Annotated in this window: 12 protein-coding genes and 1 tRNA gene; 8 read left to right on the forward strand and 5 right to left on the reverse strand. The window is 67.7% G+C overall.

The genetic code is table 11. The features are described 5' to 3' along the window. Window positions 1-203: 203 nt before the first annotated feature. The 4 genes from OG456_RS04915 to OG456_RS04930 all read left to right on the forward strand — a co-directional run bounded on the left by OG456_RS04915 (window position 204) and on the right by OG456_RS04930 (window position 8,122). On the forward strand, window positions 204-1,175 hold the full coding sequence (locus tag OG456_RS04915; RefSeq protein WP_266557556.1) for a restriction endonuclease subunit S: 972 nt from the start codon (window positions 204-206) through the stop codon (window positions 1,173-1,175). 175 nt (window positions 1,176-1,350) lie between these two features. After that, a complete protein-coding gene (locus OG456_RS04920; RefSeq protein WP_266557558.1) occupies window positions 1,351-3,345 on the forward strand; it encodes an AIPR family protein in 1,995 nt (664 codons plus the stop codon). Window positions 3,346-3,476: 131 nt separating this feature from the next. Further along, window positions 3,477-6,671 carry a type I restriction endonuclease subunit R gene (locus OG456_RS04925; protein ID WP_266557560.1) on the forward strand — a complete coding sequence of 1,065 codons (3,195 nt, stop codon included), beginning with the start codon at window positions 3,477-3,479 and terminating at the stop codon, window positions 6,669-6,671. A 137-nt stretch (window positions 6,672-6,808) separates the two neighbouring features. Further along, complete coding sequence (locus tag OG456_RS04930; protein WP_266557562.1) at window positions 6,809-8,122, forward strand: hypothetical protein; 1,314 nt, start codon at window positions 6,809-6,811, stop codon at window positions 8,120-8,122. Between the two features lie 99 nt (window positions 8,123-8,221). On the opposite strand, the gene OG456_RS04935 is transcribed toward OG456_RS04930, so the two are convergent. Together OG456_RS04935 and OG456_RS04940 are read right to left on the reverse strand one after the other, a co-directional pair. Continuing rightward, window positions 8,222-8,434 carry a DUF397 domain-containing protein gene (locus tag OG456_RS04935; RefSeq protein ID WP_266557564.1) on the reverse strand — a complete coding sequence of 71 codons (213 nt, stop codon included), beginning with the start codon at window positions 8,432-8,434 and terminating at the stop codon, window positions 8,222-8,224. Further along, window positions 8,431-9,300, reverse strand: a complete 870-nt coding sequence (locus OG456_RS04940; protein ID WP_266569036.1) for a helix-turn-helix transcriptional regulator — start codon at window positions 9,298-9,300, stop codon at window positions 8,431-8,433. The genes OG456_RS04935 and OG456_RS04940 overlap by 4 nt, the downstream gene beginning before the upstream one ends. A 162-nt stretch (window positions 9,301-9,462) precedes the next feature. On the opposite strand from OG456_RS04940, the gene OG456_RS04945 reads away from it, so the two are divergent. Together OG456_RS04945 and OG456_RS04950 are read left to right on the forward strand one after the other, a co-directional pair. Continuing rightward, window positions 9,463-10,026 carry an ATP-binding protein gene (locus tag OG456_RS04945; RefSeq protein WP_323136298.1) on the forward strand — a complete coding sequence of 188 codons (564 nt, stop codon included), beginning with the start codon at window positions 9,463-9,465 and terminating at the stop codon, window positions 10,024-10,026. A gap of 33 nt (window positions 10,027-10,059) precedes the next feature. Next, window positions 10,060-11,646, forward strand: coding sequence for a serine/threonine-protein kinase (locus tag OG456_RS04950; protein WP_266557566.1), 1,587 nt, complete (start codon window positions 10,060-10,062; stop codon window positions 11,644-11,646). A 155-nt stretch (window positions 11,647-11,801) separates the two neighbouring features. On the opposite strand, the gene OG456_RS04955 is transcribed toward OG456_RS04950, so the two are convergent. Both OG456_RS04955 and OG456_RS04960 read right to left on the reverse strand, forming a co-directional pair. Further along, entirely contained in the window at window positions 11,802-13,475 is a 1,674-nt protein-coding gene (locus tag OG456_RS04955; RefSeq protein ID WP_266557568.1) for a DUF262 domain-containing protein, read from the reverse strand. A 570-nt stretch (window positions 13,476-14,045) separates the two neighbouring features. Continuing rightward, window positions 14,046-14,119 (reverse strand) — tRNA-Pro (locus tag OG456_RS04960). A gap of 150 nt (window positions 14,120-14,269) precedes the next feature. On the opposite strand from OG456_RS04960, the gene OG456_RS04965 reads away from it, so the two are divergent. Both OG456_RS04965 and OG456_RS04970 read left to right on the forward strand, forming a co-directional pair. Continuing rightward, on the forward strand, window positions 14,270-15,046 hold the full coding sequence (locus OG456_RS04965) for a transketolase (RefSeq protein WP_266557570.1): 777 nt from the start codon (window positions 14,270-14,272) through the stop codon (window positions 15,044-15,046). Continuing rightward, window positions 15,030-15,944: a transketolase gene (locus OG456_RS04970; RefSeq protein WP_266557572.1), complete on the forward strand. Its 915-nt coding sequence runs from the start codon at window positions 15,030-15,032 to the stop codon at window positions 15,942-15,944. Before OG456_RS04965 ends, OG456_RS04970 begins: the two co-directional genes overlap by 17 nt. On the opposite strand, the gene OG456_RS04975 is transcribed toward OG456_RS04970, so the two are convergent. Beyond that, on the reverse strand, window positions 15,910-17,175 hold the full coding sequence (locus OG456_RS04975) for an MFS transporter (protein WP_266569040.1): 1,266 nt from the start codon (window positions 17,173-17,175) through the stop codon (window positions 15,910-15,912). The two genes, OG456_RS04970 and OG456_RS04975, sit on opposite strands and share 35 nt — an antisense overlap. Between the last annotated feature and the right edge of the window lie 45 nt (window positions 17,176-17,220).

The following is a 17,220-nucleotide window of genomic DNA, read 5'->3' on the forward strand; positions in this document are numbered from 1 at the left end:
TCCTAAAGGTGTCCGATCTTGCTATTCACAGAAGCGGCTACAGCGTCGTCGGGGCGCAAAATTGGGTCAGCCGTGGCGACATCAGTACGCTTGGTGCGCGCTTGGCTCCAGCGGGCTCAGTGGTCTTCCCTAAGGTCGGCGCAGCTCTTCTCAAGAACCCGCGGCGACTACTGCAGCGACCGTCAGCAATGGACAATAACTTGATGGCTGTAGTGCCTCGAGTAGGCGATCCTCGCTTCTGGGTCTACATGCTCTCCACTATCGATCTAAGTGAATTGGCTGGCTCGGGGCCACTTCCATTCGTCAATGAAACACAGGTTCGGGATCTGCGGGTTTGCTTCCCCGCCGAGCGTGAGCAGCGCCGCATCGCCGACTTCCTCGACGCCGAGACCTCCCGCATCGATGACCTTGTAAACGCAGAACAGCGCGTACTGGACCGTCTGGCCGAGCGTCGGACGGCTGGAGTGGTAACTGCCGTATCAGGCGGCGAACATACCGAGCACCGCGCGTCCACGCTTGCCTGGCTGGAGTCGATCCCGGAGTCGTGGCAAGAAGTACGCGTCGGACTCATGGCCCGCATGGGCAGCGGCCATACACCAAGCCGGTCTCACCCAGAGTGGTGGGTGGACTGCACCGTCCCCTGGATCACCACGGGCGAGGTGAAGCAGGTACGAGACGATCGCCTCGAAGACCTCCACGAAACACGCGAGAAAATCAGCGAGTTGGGACTCGCCAACTCTGCTGCCGAGCTACATCCGAAGGGGACTGTCTTTCTCTGTCGGACAGCTTCCGCTGGTTACTCGGGAGTTATGGGCTCGGACATGGCTACGAGCCAGGACTTCATCACCTGGACCTGCGGTCCGCGGTTGAACCCGTACTTCTTGCTTTGGTGCCTCCGCGCTATGCGTTCGGATCTGCTGGGTCGACTGGCGATGGGCTCCACACATAAGACGATCTACGTGCCCGATCTGCAGATGTTGCGTATCCCTGTGCCATCACTGGATGAGCAGGCCGAGATCGTCGATGCCATCCGCCGTCAGAACTCACGCATCGATAACCTCACCGACAAGATTCGCCGACAGGTCGAACTGATGACGGAACGCCGTCAGGCCCTCATCGCCGCCGCCGTGACCGGCCAATTCGACGTCTCCACCGCCAGCGGTAACCGCCGCTAGACATGCGCGAGCCAGTAAAGAAAGTGGGGGGAAGATGACCAGCGCCAAGGAAGCAGAACGTTTCGCCCGCCAAGTTCGCATCGCGCTGAAACGCGACTACGAACAGCGTCTGGACATCGGTGACATTGCGTCACTGGGCCTGGCGGAGCGCACTCCCCGGGTGAGGTCTCGGGCCATGAGTGCACTGGCCGTGCGCACGGTCACCGGCTTCACCGCTGAGAACGCCGCAGCGTGTGTGATCGACGGCGCGAAGGATCAGGGGCTGGATGCCATCGCGATCACGGCCAATCCCGCCCACGTCTACCTGATCCAGTCGAAGTGGAGCGACACGGGTAGGGCCAAGTTGGATCGTGGTGCCGCGCGCGAAATGATCGTCGGGCTCGACCTCATAGACCAGGAACTGTTCGATCGGTTCAACGCGCGTGGGGAGCGGCTCGCCGAGGAGGCGAGCCGGATGATGTTCGAGGAAATGGCTCCCGCCACGCTGGTAGTCGCCCTCATGGGGACCGAGAAGCCCGGGCCGGGTGCGGTGCAGATGTTCGAGGACGCGCGGCACAAGTACAACAAGAACGGCCCGTTCCTCGACGTGCGCTATCTCCATGCCGAGGATCTCGCCCTACAGGTTCGCGCGGACTTGGCGCCGGCGCCGTTGAACCTCGAAGTGGAGATGGAGCGGTGGCACAAGCACGACGGGCTGCATGAGTCGTTCCAGGGCATCGTGCGGGTGGAGGACATCGCGAGCTGGTACCAGGATCACAGCAGTCAGCTCTTCCACCTCAACATCCGCAACCCGCTCGGCGCCACGCGCACCAACGCAGGAATCGTCAAGACGCTGTTGGAGTCACCGGCGAGTTTCTGGTACTTCAACAACGGCATCACGCTGCTGTGCGACACCATCGAGGCCCGCTACCGGTCCCAGGCTGTCCCGCAGGGCGGCCGGGTCGCCCTCACGGCCGTCAACGCCAGCATTGTCAACGGCGCACAGACCGTCACCGCCATCGCCGAGGCGATGAAGACGGACCCTGGTACCGCCGGCAACGCCTATGTGAGCGTGCGAGTGATCGCCACCCAGGGCGTCGCGGCGTTCGCGAAGGACGTTACCGAGGCGACGAATCTGCAGAACCGGGTGGAATCACGCGACTTTGTCGCTCTCGACCTCGTCCAGAGTCTCATCAGGGACGACCTCGCGGCGGAGCTGGACAAGGAATACACGATCAAGCGTGGAGCGCCGGACCCGGCACCGGAGTCCGGGTGCTCACTCGCTGAGGCCGCTGCCGCACTGGCCTGTTTTCACCCCGACGCCTCGTACTCCTCTCGGCTGACCAAGTCGCTGGAACTGCTGTGGGAGCGTGGAGTTCGTGGGACGTACGACGTGCTGTTCCGAACGCGTCCCACTGCTCACCAGGTCTGGCGATCTGTGCTCACCGTACGAGCTGTCCGTGCGGCGCTGCACGAGTCGCGTTCCCGTCGTGAAGGCCGCGCCGCGGCTCTGGCCCAGCATGGCGCCTACGTCATCGCTCACCTCACCATGCAACTGCTCGGCAGGGACGAGATCGACGAGCCGGGATTCGACTGGGACGCCGAGGTCCTGCAGCGGGTCCCCGAGACCGCTGACGCAGTATTGGCCTGGCTCATCCACCACATCGACGTGGAGTGCGGGCAGAGCGCCCAGATCGGGCGGACGCTTGCGGACCCGGATCAGGTTTCCGAGCTCGCCGGACTCGTACTCAGGGACGCCCGCACAGAGGCCGCTCCGCCAGCGCTTCAATCCGCGTACAAGAAGGTGCCCAGGCCTCGTAAGCCGCGACGCCCGAACACAGTGCCGTACCTCGTCACCGCGCAGGCCATCGCCGAAGGAACTCCGCTCGTCTACGACACGCCACACAGCACCGAGCGCGAAGCCGAGGAACTGATCAGCTGGCTGGCCGCAGATCCGCGCCGCCGACAGGCAACCTGGACCAACGACCGCAAGCGCCCGATCCTCTGGGCGGCGGACAAGAAGCAGTACGCGCCGTCAGGACTCATCAGCGAGATGTGGCGGCTTGCTGAGTGGAAGAAGCAGCCGGTCGCCAACCAGGGCACCAAGTGGTGGCGTATCGAGGCAGGCGAGACTCTGTGGGAGTTGGCGCTGCGCCTCCAGTCCGCCGAGGACGCGAACGACGATGAATAGCACAGAGCCGGTAAGTGGGGCGCCGGAGCAGGTTCTTCCCGGCGCAGCAACCCCGCAGCCGTGGGCTGCTTGTGAAGAGGCACTTCGGGCACTTCAGTTGCCTGGTAATCCGAGAACGGGGACATGACAGCATGGCCATCCATCACGAGTCTGCCTTCGCCGACGCCATCGTCGCCGCCATGGTCGAGCGCGGCTGGCGCGAGGCGCTCCCGCAGGATTACCGGGCCGATCTCGGCCTGGACACCAACGAGTTGTTCACCTTCATCGGTGCGACTCAGCCCGACGAGTGGAGCGAACTGCTCACCGTCTACGGCGGCGACCCGAACGAGGCCCAGCGCGGGTTCGCCAGTCGACTCGACCAGGCCATCGCCACCAACGGCCTCCTCGATGTCCTCCGCAACGGCGTCAAGGACCGGGGCGTCCTCCTACGCGTCGCGTACTTCAAGCCGAACCTCGTCGCCCACGACTCCGTACTCGACGGATACCGGGCCAACCGTCTCACCGTCGTCCGGGAACTCGAGTACGCGACGAAGCAGGCCGACTGGGGCAACCGGCTCGACCTCGCCCTCTTCCTCAACGGAATCCCGGTTGCCACGGCCGAGTTGAAGAACCCGCTGACCAAGCAGGGGGTGGAGCAGGCCAAGGAGCAGTACCGTACCGACCGTGACCCCACCGAGCTGATCTTCACGCGCCGGGTCGTCGCGAACTTCGCCGTGGACCCGGACCTGGTCTTCGTCGCCACCCAGCTCAAGGGCATGAACACCCGCTTCCTCCCTTTCAACACCGGCTCCAATGGTCCCGGTCAGCCGGGCGGCGCCGGGAACCCGGCCCCGACCGTCTTCGGCACGTACGCGACCTCCTACCTCTGGGAGCAGGTCTGGCAGCCGGACAACTGGCTGGACCTGCTCCAGCGGTTCGTGCACCTGCACAAGAGCAAGACGCCCGGCGGCGGCAGCACCAAGACGATGGTCTTCCCCCGGTTCCAGCAGTGGGACGCGGTCAAGAAGCTCACCGCGCACGCCGCAACGAACGGCGCGGGACACGACTACCTGGTCATGGCCTCGGCCGGCTCGGGTAAGTCGAACACCATCGGCTGGCTCGCGCACCGCCTCAGTGACCTGCACACCCCCACCGACCCCCGCGCACTCGACGCCGAGGCCGTGGCCAAGGGCCTCAAGCCGGGCGTGCCGGTCTTCGACAAGGTCATCGTCATCACCGACCGCCGCAACCTGGACGCTCAACTGCGGGAAACGGTGGGTAACTTCGAGCAGACCGCAGGTCTCGTGGTGAAGATCGACGAGAAGCACGGGGCGAAGGGCGAGCAGCTCGCCAAGGCCCTCTCCCGTGACACCGGGAAGATCGTCACGGTCACCCTGCACTCCTTCCCGGCGCTGCTCGACTACCTCCAGCGCAACCCCACGGAGATCCGGGGCAGCCGTTTCGCGATCATCGTGGACGAGGCGCACTCCTCGCAGTCCGGTGACGCCGCCACCGCCGTACGGTCCGCCCTGCGCGACCTCGGCCTGGACTCCGACTCGGACGACGAGGGCGCGACCGCGGTCAAGGCCCCGGCCGGCAGCCTCGACGAGCAGCTCAAGAAGAGGGCCGAACAGCGTTCCCGTGCCGCGAACCTCTCCTACTTCGCGTTCACCGCCACGCCCAAGGCCAAGACCCTCGAACTCTTCGGCACACTCCAGGACATCGACGGCAAGGCGACGTACCGGCCCTTCCACACGTACTCCATGCGGCAGGCCATCGAAGAGGGGTTCATCCTCGACCCGCTGCGCAACTACGTCACGTACAACACGTACTGGAAACTGGTGAACCAGAACCCCGACGAGCGGGAAGTCGACCCGTCGAAGGCGAACGGCCTGCTCGCCCGGTACGCGCTGACCCACGACTCGACCGTCGCCCAGCACGCCCAGGTGATCGTGGAGCACTTCGTGGCGCACAGCCGGGGCCGCCTCGGCGGGCGGGCCAAGTCGATGGTGGTGACCGCCTCGCGGCAGTCCGCCGTGCAGATGGCGCGTGCGATCAAGAGCTACATCAAGGACCGGGACTACGACACCAAGTACCCCGACCTGGGTGTCCTGGTCGCCTTCTCCGGCTCGCTCACCGTCGACGGCGAGGAGACCACCGAGCCGAAGGAGAACGGCGGATTGTCGGAGAGCGCGCTCCCGAAGGCGTTCGCGTACACACGTGCCGACGACAAGGCCGCCCGAGCCGGCGGCGCCGGCCAGCACGAGTACAGGATCCTGGTCGTGGCGGAGAAGTACCAGACCGGGTTCGACCAGCCGCTGCTGACGACGATGTACGTCAACAAGTCGCTGACCGGCATCTCCGCCGTGCAGACCCTGTCGCGGCTGAACCGGACCGCCGAGCGCAAGACCCAGGCCGACCTGGCGGTACTGGACTTCGTCAACGACGCCAACGACATACAGGACTCCTTCCGCCCGTACTTCGAGGAGGCGATGACCCTCCCCTCCGACCCCAACCTGCTCTACACCGCGCAGAGCCGGGTCATGCAGGCAGCGATTCTGTCCGGGCAGGAGATGGACGAGTTCGCCGCCGCGTACTTCGCCGCCAAGGAGAAGGCGGCAGGCTCACAGTCCAAGTGGGAGAAGCTGCACGCTGAGCTGTACCGGCTGCTCTCCCCCGCCGTCGCCCGCTTCACGCCCCTGCTCGAAAGCGAGGACGAGGACGACCAGGAGTCGGCGGAGGGCTTCCGCGCCGACCTCAACGACTACGTCAGGAAGTACGGCTTCCTCGCGCAGATCGTCCCCTACCGGGACGCCGAGCTGGAGCGGCTGCACCTCTACGGCCGCTACCTCCTCAACCGGCTGCCGCGCCGCGCGGACGGCGGCGTGGACATAGGCGAGATCGACCTCAGCCACATGCGGGTGGAGAAGACCGGCGAGTACGACGTCTCGCTGACTGCCGAGGGGCCGACGACGATGCAGGGCTTCGGCGACGGCTCGGGCGGCGCGAAGGAAGCGGAGAAGTCGCTGCTCTCCCAGTTGATCGACAAGTTCAACGAACGCTTCGGCACCGAGTTCACCGAGCAGGACGTCATCCGCCCGTTCGAGGAGGCCAAGGCCGACCCGAAGGTGCGGGCGGCGGCCGTCGTCAACGACGAGGACAACTTCGGGCTCGTCTTCGACAACGTCTTCGCGGACAAGATGGCCGACCACATCGACACCATCGCGGGCATGGGCCGCCAGTACTTCGGCCCCGACAAGGGCTTCAAGTCCAGCCTGGACCGCAGCGCCCGCAAGGCCGCCTGGCGGATGATCCGCCGCGAGGAGGGCCTGGACGACGACGTCTGATCCGCACGCCCCGGCTGGACATGCCGGCCGGGCACCCTTTGGCCTCGATTCGCATGCGGCCCGACGGCCGTAGGTACACGAGGTTCATGCCGTTTTTGTCGGACGTCAGCCAGAGGCTTGGAAGACAAGGGGAGACAATGAGTGACGACCGCAAGGCAAGCGTTCCGGTGTGGACGCTGGCAACCGGTGACGTCCGGGTGCCAGGGTTGACCGCGGGCGAGTCGATGACGGCTGAGCGCCTGGCCGAACTGCGAGGAGTGTTGGCCGTTCTGGCCGACGAGCCGATCGTCACACTTGAGGTACATCCGCTGCCCGACAAGATCGACCGCGGCCGTGGCATCCCGCTGGACGCCGCGAGTCCCCTGGCGCAACACTTGTCGCAGTTCATCACGCAATCGGCGCGAAGTTCCCTTACAGCGGCCAGAGCGACCGCCTCCGGCGAGAGCCTGTACCGCATGGTGGTCCCGGCGAAGGTCGCCGCCCAGTTCGCGCAGGGCATCGTTTGCCCGATGGTCCCGAAGGGAGCGGCCGGTGGCATCTTCGGTGAGCTCGTGAACTCGACGACGGGCAGGATCGCCTCCAAGGCGAGGTTCGTGCCGGTCGGAGGAGCTGCAGCGGCGGGCACCGTCGGCGGGGCCGGTGCGACAGCCGGTGCCGCGGCCGCCGGCGGCACGGCGCTCACCGTAGCCGCTCCGCTCGTGCTCATGGCCGTGGCGGTGGGGGTGAGCGCGCACGCCGACCACAAGCGCCAGCAGGCCATCGAACACATCACGGAACTGCTGGAGCAACTTCAGCAGGACAAGCTCGACGACGAGCACAGCGCACTCAACGGCAGCCGTGCCGCCATCGACAAGGCCACGGCCATCCTGCTCGACGAGGGCAAGCTCGGTGTCTCGCTGGGACTCGACTCGGCGGTGCACACCATCGACACGGCGCTGGGCAAAGCCGACCTCCGCCTCGCCCGATGGCAGAGCGCGCTCGACGGACTGGCCGAGGGCGAGGCCGTCGAACTCGGCACGCTGACCAAGTCGTTCCCCGGCGTCGACGACCACGGAGGCATGTTCCGTACCCACCTCGAACTCGCCTCCCTGGCTGTCGCGCTGATGCGGCGGGTCGTCGTCCTCCAGGCCGTCGAGCACGCCCAGAGCGACCCCGGCAATCCGTTCGAGAACTTCACCCGCGTACTCAAGCGCGATCAGCGGCGCCTCAACGAACTGGAGTCGGGCATCGCCAGTGTCCTGGTACGCCTGTCGGCACTGGAGCTGGCACGCCCGAACGGTTTGCGCCCCGTCTTCACGACCGGTGAAGTCGAACGCCTGATGCGCGCGGCATACCGGATTCACAAGCTGGGCGACGGCGTCACGGTCAACAGCCGCACGACAGAAGTGGCGATTGAGATTGCCCGCAACAAGGACGGCTCGGTGGTCGTGTTCCCCGCGCTGCCCGCGTAGGCGTAAGCGCGCTCGCACAGCCCGCGTTCGCGTCGCGGGCGGTGGTGTGGCCCAGCCGCCTCTGCGACTGGGCCACCACGGGGCTTGCGAATGTACGGCTCAGATGCCCTGGTCGGCGGCCAGCCCGACGAGCCCGGCCCACGCCTGGGGGGTGACCGTCAGAACCGGTCCGGATCGGACCTTCGAGTCTCGGATGTGTACGGTTCCGGGAGCCTCGGCGACCTCGACGCACTCGCCACCGTTGCCCGTGCTGTAACTGCTCTTGAACCAAGCGGCTTCCGGCACAGCCGCTCTGCTGCGCTGCACGTTCATGCCTCTCCCATCAGTTGCTCGATGAGCGCCGACGACTCGCTCGGGGTCAACGCCTGCGATCGGAGGATGCCATAGCGTGCTTCGAGCGTACGTACGTATGCGGTATCGGTGTAGAGACGACTGTCGTCCTGGACCTCCGCATACGCGATGCGATGCCCCTTGTCAGTGTCGATCAAGGTGAAGGGGCCTCCGAGCGCGGCGTGGTCCTCGCGTCCGATCGGCATCACCTGTACTTCAACATTCCTTGATTGCCCCGTGAGCAAGATCTGTTCCAGGGTCCCGCGCATGGTTTTCGGGCCGCCGAGCTGCCTACGCAACACCGCTTCCTCGATGACGAAACTCATCAGAGGGGCCGGGCGACGGGTGAAGATGCTCTGCCGCACCATACGAGCTTCCAAGCGCTGCTCGATTACCTCGTCCTCCAGCAGCGGGCGCTGCATCTGGAAGACAGCCCGTGCGTAATCCTCCGTCTGCAATAGCCCGGGCACGGCATACACGGCATACACATTCAGAGCCGTCGCCCGCGCCTCCAACCGCGCCGCGTCCCGAAAGAACGCCGGATACTGTGCCCGTCCCACCTCCTCCTTCAGCGCCTTGAGGACGCCCCCGGCGTCCAGCACCTCGTCCGCGCGGTCGATGAACCTCGGCGAGGGAATCCGCCGGCCTTGCTCGAAGGAGGCGATCGACTGGCCTGCGTACCCCGTGAGCTTCCCGAACTCCGGCCGTTCCAGGCCCGCTCGCACCCGCAGCAGCTTCAACTGCCGCCCGAACACCATCACCACGCCCGATCCCGGCTCGTCCTCCGGCCGCGGTCCGGCATCTTCCCGCTCGCCCTCGCCCTGCTCCACCGACTCCACCGACTCCATCGGCTTCACCGCCTCCCCGGCCCGGTTCCCCGGCCCAACGCGCCCGCCCCGAGCCGGTCACGCGGCGCGCCTCGTACACCTCCCGCCCCGTCGCGTACAACCGGCATGCGACGGCGCGTCACCGCTGGTCACGCTACGCCACCGCCGGGAGCGTTGGGAGGCATGAACAGTGAGACCGCTGTCTCCGACCGCGTCCCCCAACCCACCAGCCCCACAGGCCACTTCGCGATGCGCTTCAGCACGACACCGCGCGGCGCGCGGCTCGCCCGGCGTCTTGCCGGGCAGCGGCTCGACGCATGGGGCATCCCCTACGACTGCGACACGCACCACGCGCTGACGCTCATCGTCGCCGAGCTCGCCGTCAACGCCGTCCGGCACGGCCGGGTCCCCGGCCGCGACTTCCACCTCTCGCTGGCCTGCGACGCCGCGACCGTACGGATCGAGGTCACCGACACCCGCACCGAAGGCGTACCAGTCGTAGCGACGCCCACGGACCTCCGCGACACCGGCCGCGGCCTGCTCCTGGTGGAGCACCTCGCCGACCGCTGGGACTGGCACCCGCGCGAGGGCGGCCCCGGCAAGACGGTCTGGGCGGAATACGTCCTGCTGGCGCCAAGCCGGCCGGTCGTCGCACACTCCCGGCCGTCGTCCACCACCGCACCCAAGCCCTGTCTCACCAAGACCGCTGGACGGCAGATCGACGCAGCGGTCACACTTGACCCCTGACCATGACTGTTCATCACGCACACCGGGGGCAAGGTGCCGCAGGAGGCGATCTCCGACCGTTACGAACTCCTGGAGGAGCTCAGCCACGGCGGCATGGGCGACGTGTGGCGCGGCTACGACGCCGTACTCGACCGGCCCGTCGCCGTGAAGCTCATCCGGCAGGCGTCGGTCACCTCCCCGCAGCTGGCCGAGGAGTTCGCCAAGCGCTTCCGTCGCGAGGCCCGCATCACCGCGCGCATCCAGCATCCGGGCGTGCCGCAAGTGTACGACGCGGTGCTCGACGCGTCGTACGAGCGGCTGTTCCTGGTGATGGAGCTCGTCGACGGCGTACCGCTGTCCGCCTACCTCGACCCCAGCCGACCGCTGCCGGTCAGCTGGGCGGCCGCCGTCGCCGCGCAGGTCGCGACCGTGTTGTCGTACGCGCACGACGTGCCGGTGATCCACCGGGACCTCAAGCCGAGCAACATCCTCGTCGCACGCGACGGCACCGTGAAGGTTCTCGACTTCGGCATCGCGGCGATCCTGCGCACCGACGTCACCAAGCTGACCGCCACCGGCAGCCCCATCGGCACCCACCAGTACATGTCGCCCGAGCAGGTCCGCGGCGGACGCATCACCCCGCAGACCGACCTGTACGCGCTGGGCTGTGTGCTGCACGAACTCCTCAGCGGGCGCCTCGCGTTCGAGGCGGAGAGCGAGTACCTGCTGATGTACCAGCACGTCAACGCCGCCCCCACCCCGCTGCGACAGCTGCGGCCCGACGTCCCCGAGGCGCTGGAGGAGCTGGTCCTGCACCTGCTGCGCAAGGCGCCCGAGGCGCGGCCCGCCGACACGCAAGAGGTGTACGCGCGGCTGCTGCCGTTCCTCCTGCCACCAGGCCAGGAGCCTGGCACGGCCGATGCCGGGCCGGCCGGCGCACCTGACCCGACGGGCGTGTTCCGTCACCCTTTCGCGCCCCGCGCCCGCGCCCAGGGCCCCACACCCGGTGGTTCGACGCCGACAGCCGTCCTCTCGGGGGCCCAGCCCGTGCCCGTCCCCGCCCAGCTGCGCGAGGACATCAAGGAGGCGTACGCCCACTCCGACGCCCTCCTGGAGGAGGAGCGGTTCGCGCAGGCCGCCGAGGTGCTCGGCGAGGTCATCGAACCCGCGGCCCTCGCCCTCGGCTCGGAGAGCAAGCAGGTCCTGGCGCTGCGCCGCCAGCGAGCAGCGATCCGCCTCCTCGGCGGCGACTACCGGGCCGCCCTGCCCGAGTTCGCCGCCCTCGCCGACGCGTACGCCCGCATCTCCGGACCCACCGGTGAGCAGGCCCGCGCCTGCCGCGCCCAGGCGGCCCGGTGCCGCGCCGAACTCGGCCAGGTCACCGACGCGCTCGCCGCGCTCCAGGGCGTGCTGAACGTCGTACGGGCCGTCGACAGCGACGTGAGCGAAGAAGCGGTGGAGCTACGGCACAACATCGGGATGCTGCTGCTCGCCCAGGGCCGGGCCGTCGAAGCCCGGCAGGTCCTCGAACCCCTACACCAGGACATGTGCATGGTGTTCGGCCCCGACGACGAGATGACCGTCGAGATAGCCGAGGCACTCTCCGTGATCCGCCTCGGCCTCGACGGATCGGCTTCCTGACCCGTGTCCTCCAGAAGCGGCATCGGCCGAAACCGTGCTGCTCGCGACGAATTCGGACCTGCGCCGCATCGGGGACCACAACTTTCGAGCCGGGCTTGCCGGGTGAGCGGCAGCCTGCAGGCGCATGAGCCCTGCGGGCTTCCGTCCCTGGCTCCTTACAGATCCCACTCGTCGGCCAGCAGCCCCACGAGCCGCCGCTGCCGCTTCTGCAGCAGTTCCGGCGCCCACTCCTGGTGCTGCAACACCTGGCTGGTCAGGGCGAATGTGGAGACGCCGTGCCTGCCGGTGAAGTACTTGGCCTTCTTCTCTGTGAAGTCGTAGTTCTGGGCGTAGGCGTTTTTCGTCCGGTTGAGCAGGGCGAGGTTGCCCAGTCGGTGCGTCCACTCCGTGCGCTGCTCGTCGGTGAAGTGCCGCAGCCACTGCGACCCCTGCTTCGGGTTCTGCGGTAGCACGTGCTCGACGGTGATCAGGGTGTGGTCGTACGAGACTCCGGGCTTTCCGGCCAGCATCTCGTCCAGGCGCAGCAGGACGTACTTGCGGGTCTTGGTGACCAGGTAGATGTCGCCGTCCAGGCGCGCGAGAGTCTCGGCCTTCTCCGTGTCCGTCAGGGCGAAGGACGTTGCGTCCAGGCCCTTGCCGGCGTTGAGTTCGCGCAGGAGGTCCGCGTAACGCGTGACGCGGGGAGTGGTGTAGACGCGGCGGATGAACATGCTGGCCGACAGCCGTTCCAGTGCGTCGAAGAATCTGTCGAGCCAGGCCGGGTCGTCACCGTGGTTACGCAGTGCCCACAGGGCCGCGGGACGCCAGTCGTTGTTGTCGACCTGCTGGAGGCGTTTGAACCAGGCATTGACCTGCTCCGCTCCAGAGGCCGCCGGGTAGCTGGCGTCGCGGATCTGCACGTAGGCGTCCGCATACGGCACGACGACGTCATTGACGAACGACTCTGCCTTGCCGGGCAGGTAGCGGCTGAGCACCTGCTCGGGAAACTCTTTGAGCAGTTCCCGCTCTGCCCGCTTCATGGCAAACACCATGCGCAGGTGAAGGAAGAGGTCGGCGAAGTCGTCTCGCCCCAGTGCCTCCTCCGCGTCTTCCCACTTGCGGGCGCACTCCTCCGAGGCCTTCTCGTCCAGAGCACCGATGATGTGCGACTTGAAGATGTCCGTGGGCGAGAGGTCCATGCCCCGGGAGTTCATCACGCTGAAGATGCGGTGCGCGCTGTCCAGATCGGGGGTGCTGACGACGACCAGGAAGGTGCGCTCGCCAAGCATCTGTACGAGGTCCAGCCGTCGCTCCTCCGACCAGTCGGCGAGTATCGCGTGCAGCGCCTTCGCGTTGCGCAGAACGGCCTTTCGCGCGTCCGTCGGCAGCGTCTCCTCCTTCAGGATCCGCAGTGCCTCAGTGGCGCCTTTTGTCTGGACGTACTGCTGGAAGAAGCCGGCGTCGCGGATTCGCAGGGTGAGCCTCGGCTTGGGATCGAGCCGGCGGACCTTGTTGCCTGGCTCAGTGACCAGTTTGTCAAGATCGCTGCGCAGGTCGGGGTCCTCCGTCAGGTCGCGAAGAAGGGCGAGCAGAATAGTCAGGGTGGTGAGGCGCTGCTGACCGTCGATGACCTCGGCGGGCGCGTTGCCCTTGGCCTTGACGAGGACGATGGAGCCGAGGAAGTACGGCTCGTCCGTCCCCCTGTCCAACGACTCCTCCAAGTCGGTGAGTAGTTGGACTGCCTGCTCGATGTCCCAGGCGTACGGCCGCTGGTAGTCCGGGATCCTGAAGTCGTAGTCGCTGCTGAAAACCTTGTGCAGGGACACTTCCTGCGCCTCGAGTTGCTGCATGCCCCGATGATGTCGGAGCCATTGGCGCTGTGTCCCAGGAGTCCTACGATCTACCTCTATGCGTAAAGGGGGCCTAGGCCAGGCCTAGCTAGCGCCGCCGGGGCCACCCGTCTCCCATCTGCGGCGCAGCCCACCTGCCCAGCACTCCCTACCGCGTTCAACTTCTCAATGCCGCGCACAACGCCCCAGAGAAGAATCCGGCATATGGGGTCCCAGAATTCGGACATGGGGCCAAGATTTCGCATGGCCCCATACCATCGGCCCCGGTTATGGGAACGCTGCTCCCAGCTACGCTCCCACCGGGAGCGAGCGTGACCTGCACGAAGAGCGCAAGCCCATACCCAAAAGACCCCCCGAACGACGGGAAGCCAGCGGTCACAAAACGGGCACGAATGTGAACGCGTGGGCAAGGAATCGAATATGTGCGCAGCGGCCCGAGCGTGAGCAATCCGTTAAGGGGACTGGGAGGGAGCGCGCTCCCTCCCATCGCTCCCAGGGAGCGGGCCCGGAATCAGAAAAGGGGCCGTTCGAAAACGGCCCCTCATCTGCGACGTTCGATCGTTCGAACTGTCGGGACGACAGGATTTGAACCTGCGACCCCTTGACCCCCAGTCAAGTGCGCTACCAAGCTGCGCCACGTCCCGGTGCTCGTCTGACCTGGGCTTTCCCCTGGCCGAACGCGCACGGAAACCATACCGCACTCGGGGCCGTGGTCGCGCACCCCTTTCGTCCGTGGCCGACGCGTGGCAGGTCGCTCTTGACCTCAAGCTGGCTTGAGGTTGCACGCTCCTGTCATGACAACGACAGCGGCACGTACAGCGGCGGCCTCCTACTCCTACGAAGATCTTCCGGCCCTCATGGAACGCATGACCGGCGACGAGAAGCACGGCCCCGCGGCGACCTCCACCCTCGATGTCCTGTGGGTGCTCTACGACCGCGTGCTGCGGGTGACGCCCGACGGTGTACGGGATCCGGGACGTGACCGGTTCCTGCTGTCGAAGGGCCACGGCCCCATGGCGTACTACGCGGTGCTCGCGGCGAAGGGCTTCGTGCCGGTGGAGTGGCTGCCCGGCTTCGGGGCGTACGACTCCCCGCTCGGGCACCACCCGGACCGGGTGCTCGTCCCCGGCGTGGAGATCGCGAGCGGGTCCCTGGGGCACGGGCTGCCGATCGCCGTCGGGACCGCGCTCGGACTCCGCGCGCAGGGCCTCGGGGGACCGGCGGTCTGGACGCTGATCGGGGACGCCGAGCTGGACGAGGGCAGCAACCACGAGGCCATCGCCTTCGCGGGGCCCGCCGCCCTCGACCGGCTCCACACCGTCGTCGTCGACAATTCCTCGGCCAGCCACGCCCGGCCCGGCGGCATCGCCGCCCGCTTCGAGGCGGCCGGCTGGTCCGCCGCGACCGTCGACGGACGCGATCACGAGGCCTTGTACGAGGCCTTCACCGCGCCGCACCCGGGAAGGCCGCGCGTGGTCGTCGCCCGCGTGGAGCCCAAGAACGCCCGCCCCGCCCCTCTCTTCTGCTCTCTCTCCCTGGAAGGACACACGCGTCATGGACACCATGCGTGATCGATTCGCCCCCGTCGTCTCCCGGCTGCTCGACGAGGACCCCCGGGTCGCCGTCGTCCTCGCGGAGATCGGCAGGGACCGCTTCGTCGAGGCCGAGCGCCGGCACCCGGACCGGGTGATCAACGTGGGCATCAGGGAACAGCTGCTCATTGGGACGGGCGCGGGGCTCGCGCTGACCGGGCTGCGGCCCGTCATGCACACCTTCGCCAGCTTCCTGGTGGAGCGCCCCTTCGAGCAGGTGAAACTCGACCTCGGGCATCAGGACGTGGGAGGAGTCCTGGTGAGCGCCGCCGCCTCCTTCGACTGGCCGTCCGGCGGCTTCACGCACATGGCGCCCGGCGACGTGGCGCTGCTCGACACTCTCGACGGCTGGACCGTGCATGTCCCGGGCCACCCGGACGAGGCCGAGACGCTCCTGCGGCACGCGGTCGGCGCCGGTGACGACCGCGTGTACGTCCGTCTCTCGGTGCAGTCGAACAGGGAGGCACTCGCCGTCGACGGGGAGCGTTTCCTGACCGTCCGCGAAGGCCGCGGTGGTGTCGTGGTCGCCGTCGGGCCGATGTTCGACGCGGTTCTCGCCGCTACCGAAGGCCTCGACGTGACCGTGCTCTACGCGACGACCGTGCGGCCCTTCGACGCCCGGGCGCTGCGCCGTGCCGCGGGTGCGGCCGACGCCGCCGACGTGGTGATCGTCGAGCCCTACCTGACGGGTACGTCGACGGCGGCCGCCAACGACGCGCTCGCCGATCTGCCGCACCGGGTGCTGGGGCTGGGTGTGGGCCGCCGTGAGCTGCGCAGGTACGGACAGATCGAGGAGCACGTGGCCGCGCACGGCCTCGACCCCGCGTCCCTGCGGGAGCGGATCAGTGGCTTCCTCGGCGGGCTGGCTCGCGGTTAGAGGGGGACTTGTCCAGGCTCCTGCCCGGCACCGGCACGGTGCTGTCCACCCGTATCAAGCCCCTGATCGCGGGGACGCAGAGCAGGGCCGCCGCCACGAGGACGGTCGTGACGCCACCGGCGAGCAGGACGTGGCGGGTGCCGAAGACTCCGGCGGCAGGGCCGGCGAGCGCCTGGCCGACCGGTGTCATCGCGAGGGAACCCGCGACGTCGTAGGCGTGAATGCGGTTGAGGACGTCGCGCGGGACCTGGGTCTGGATGCTGGTCGCCCACATGACACCCCAGAACGACATGCCCGCCCCCGCGACGACCGCGCCCGCCGCCATCCACTCCACGCCGAACCCGGCACCCACGGTCGCCGGGAACAAGCTGAACCCGAACAGCGCGACCGCGCCGGCGCGCAGCATCCGGCGGGGGCGCAGCCGCAGAGCGCAGACGCCGCCGATGACCGTGCCGAGGCCGAGTGCCGAGTTGACCAGGCCGTAGGCACGCGGGCCGTGCTCCTGGACGACCTGGGTGGCGATGAGCGGGACGGCCGGGCCCCAGGCGGCGATCATCAGTACGCACCAGATCGCTATGACTCCCCAGAGCCACGTGCGCGATCTGAACTCCCGCCAGCCCTCGACGAGATCGGCCCGGAAACCGCTTCCGCGGATCGCCTCGGTACCGGGCTGGGCCGGGGGCAGCCGGAGCAGGAGCAGACACAAGGCGCTCAGCCCGTACGTGCCCGCATGGGCCGCGAAGACGACGCCGGGCGAGGCGAACGCCACGAGCATGCCCGCGACGGCCGGGCCCGCGAGCTGCGCCACCGACTCGGCCACGCGTATCGCACCGTTCGCCGCCTGCACATCGGCGGCGAGACGCGGGACGGTGCTGGCGACGCCGGGCTGGAAGAGGGCGGCCGCCGCGCCGTTCACCGCGCCGATCACGCAGATCTCCCACAGCACCACGTGCCCGGAGAAGAACATGACCGCGGCGAGGGACTGGGTGACGAGGCGTGTGACGTCGGCGCCGATCATCAGCAGCCGAGTATTGAACCGGTCCGCGAAGACACCGCCGAAGATGACGAGCCCCGCGAAACAGGCAACTGAGGCGGCCATGGCGAGGCCGACGGCGCCCGCGCCGTACCCGTGCTGGAGCAAGCCCGCGGCGAGCGCCACCGGCAGCATGGTGTCCCCCAGCTTGGCCACGGCACGCGCCGAGAAGAACAGCCCGAAGTCCCGCGACCAGATACCGCCGCGCGGCCGCCTCGACTCACCGGGACCACGATTCGACCC

The sequence above is a fragment of the Streptomyces sp. NBC_01446 genome, from assembly GCF_026340095.1.
Taxonomy (GTDB): Bacteria; Actinomycetota; Actinomycetes; order Streptomycetales; family Streptomycetaceae; genus Streptomyces; species Streptomyces aureus.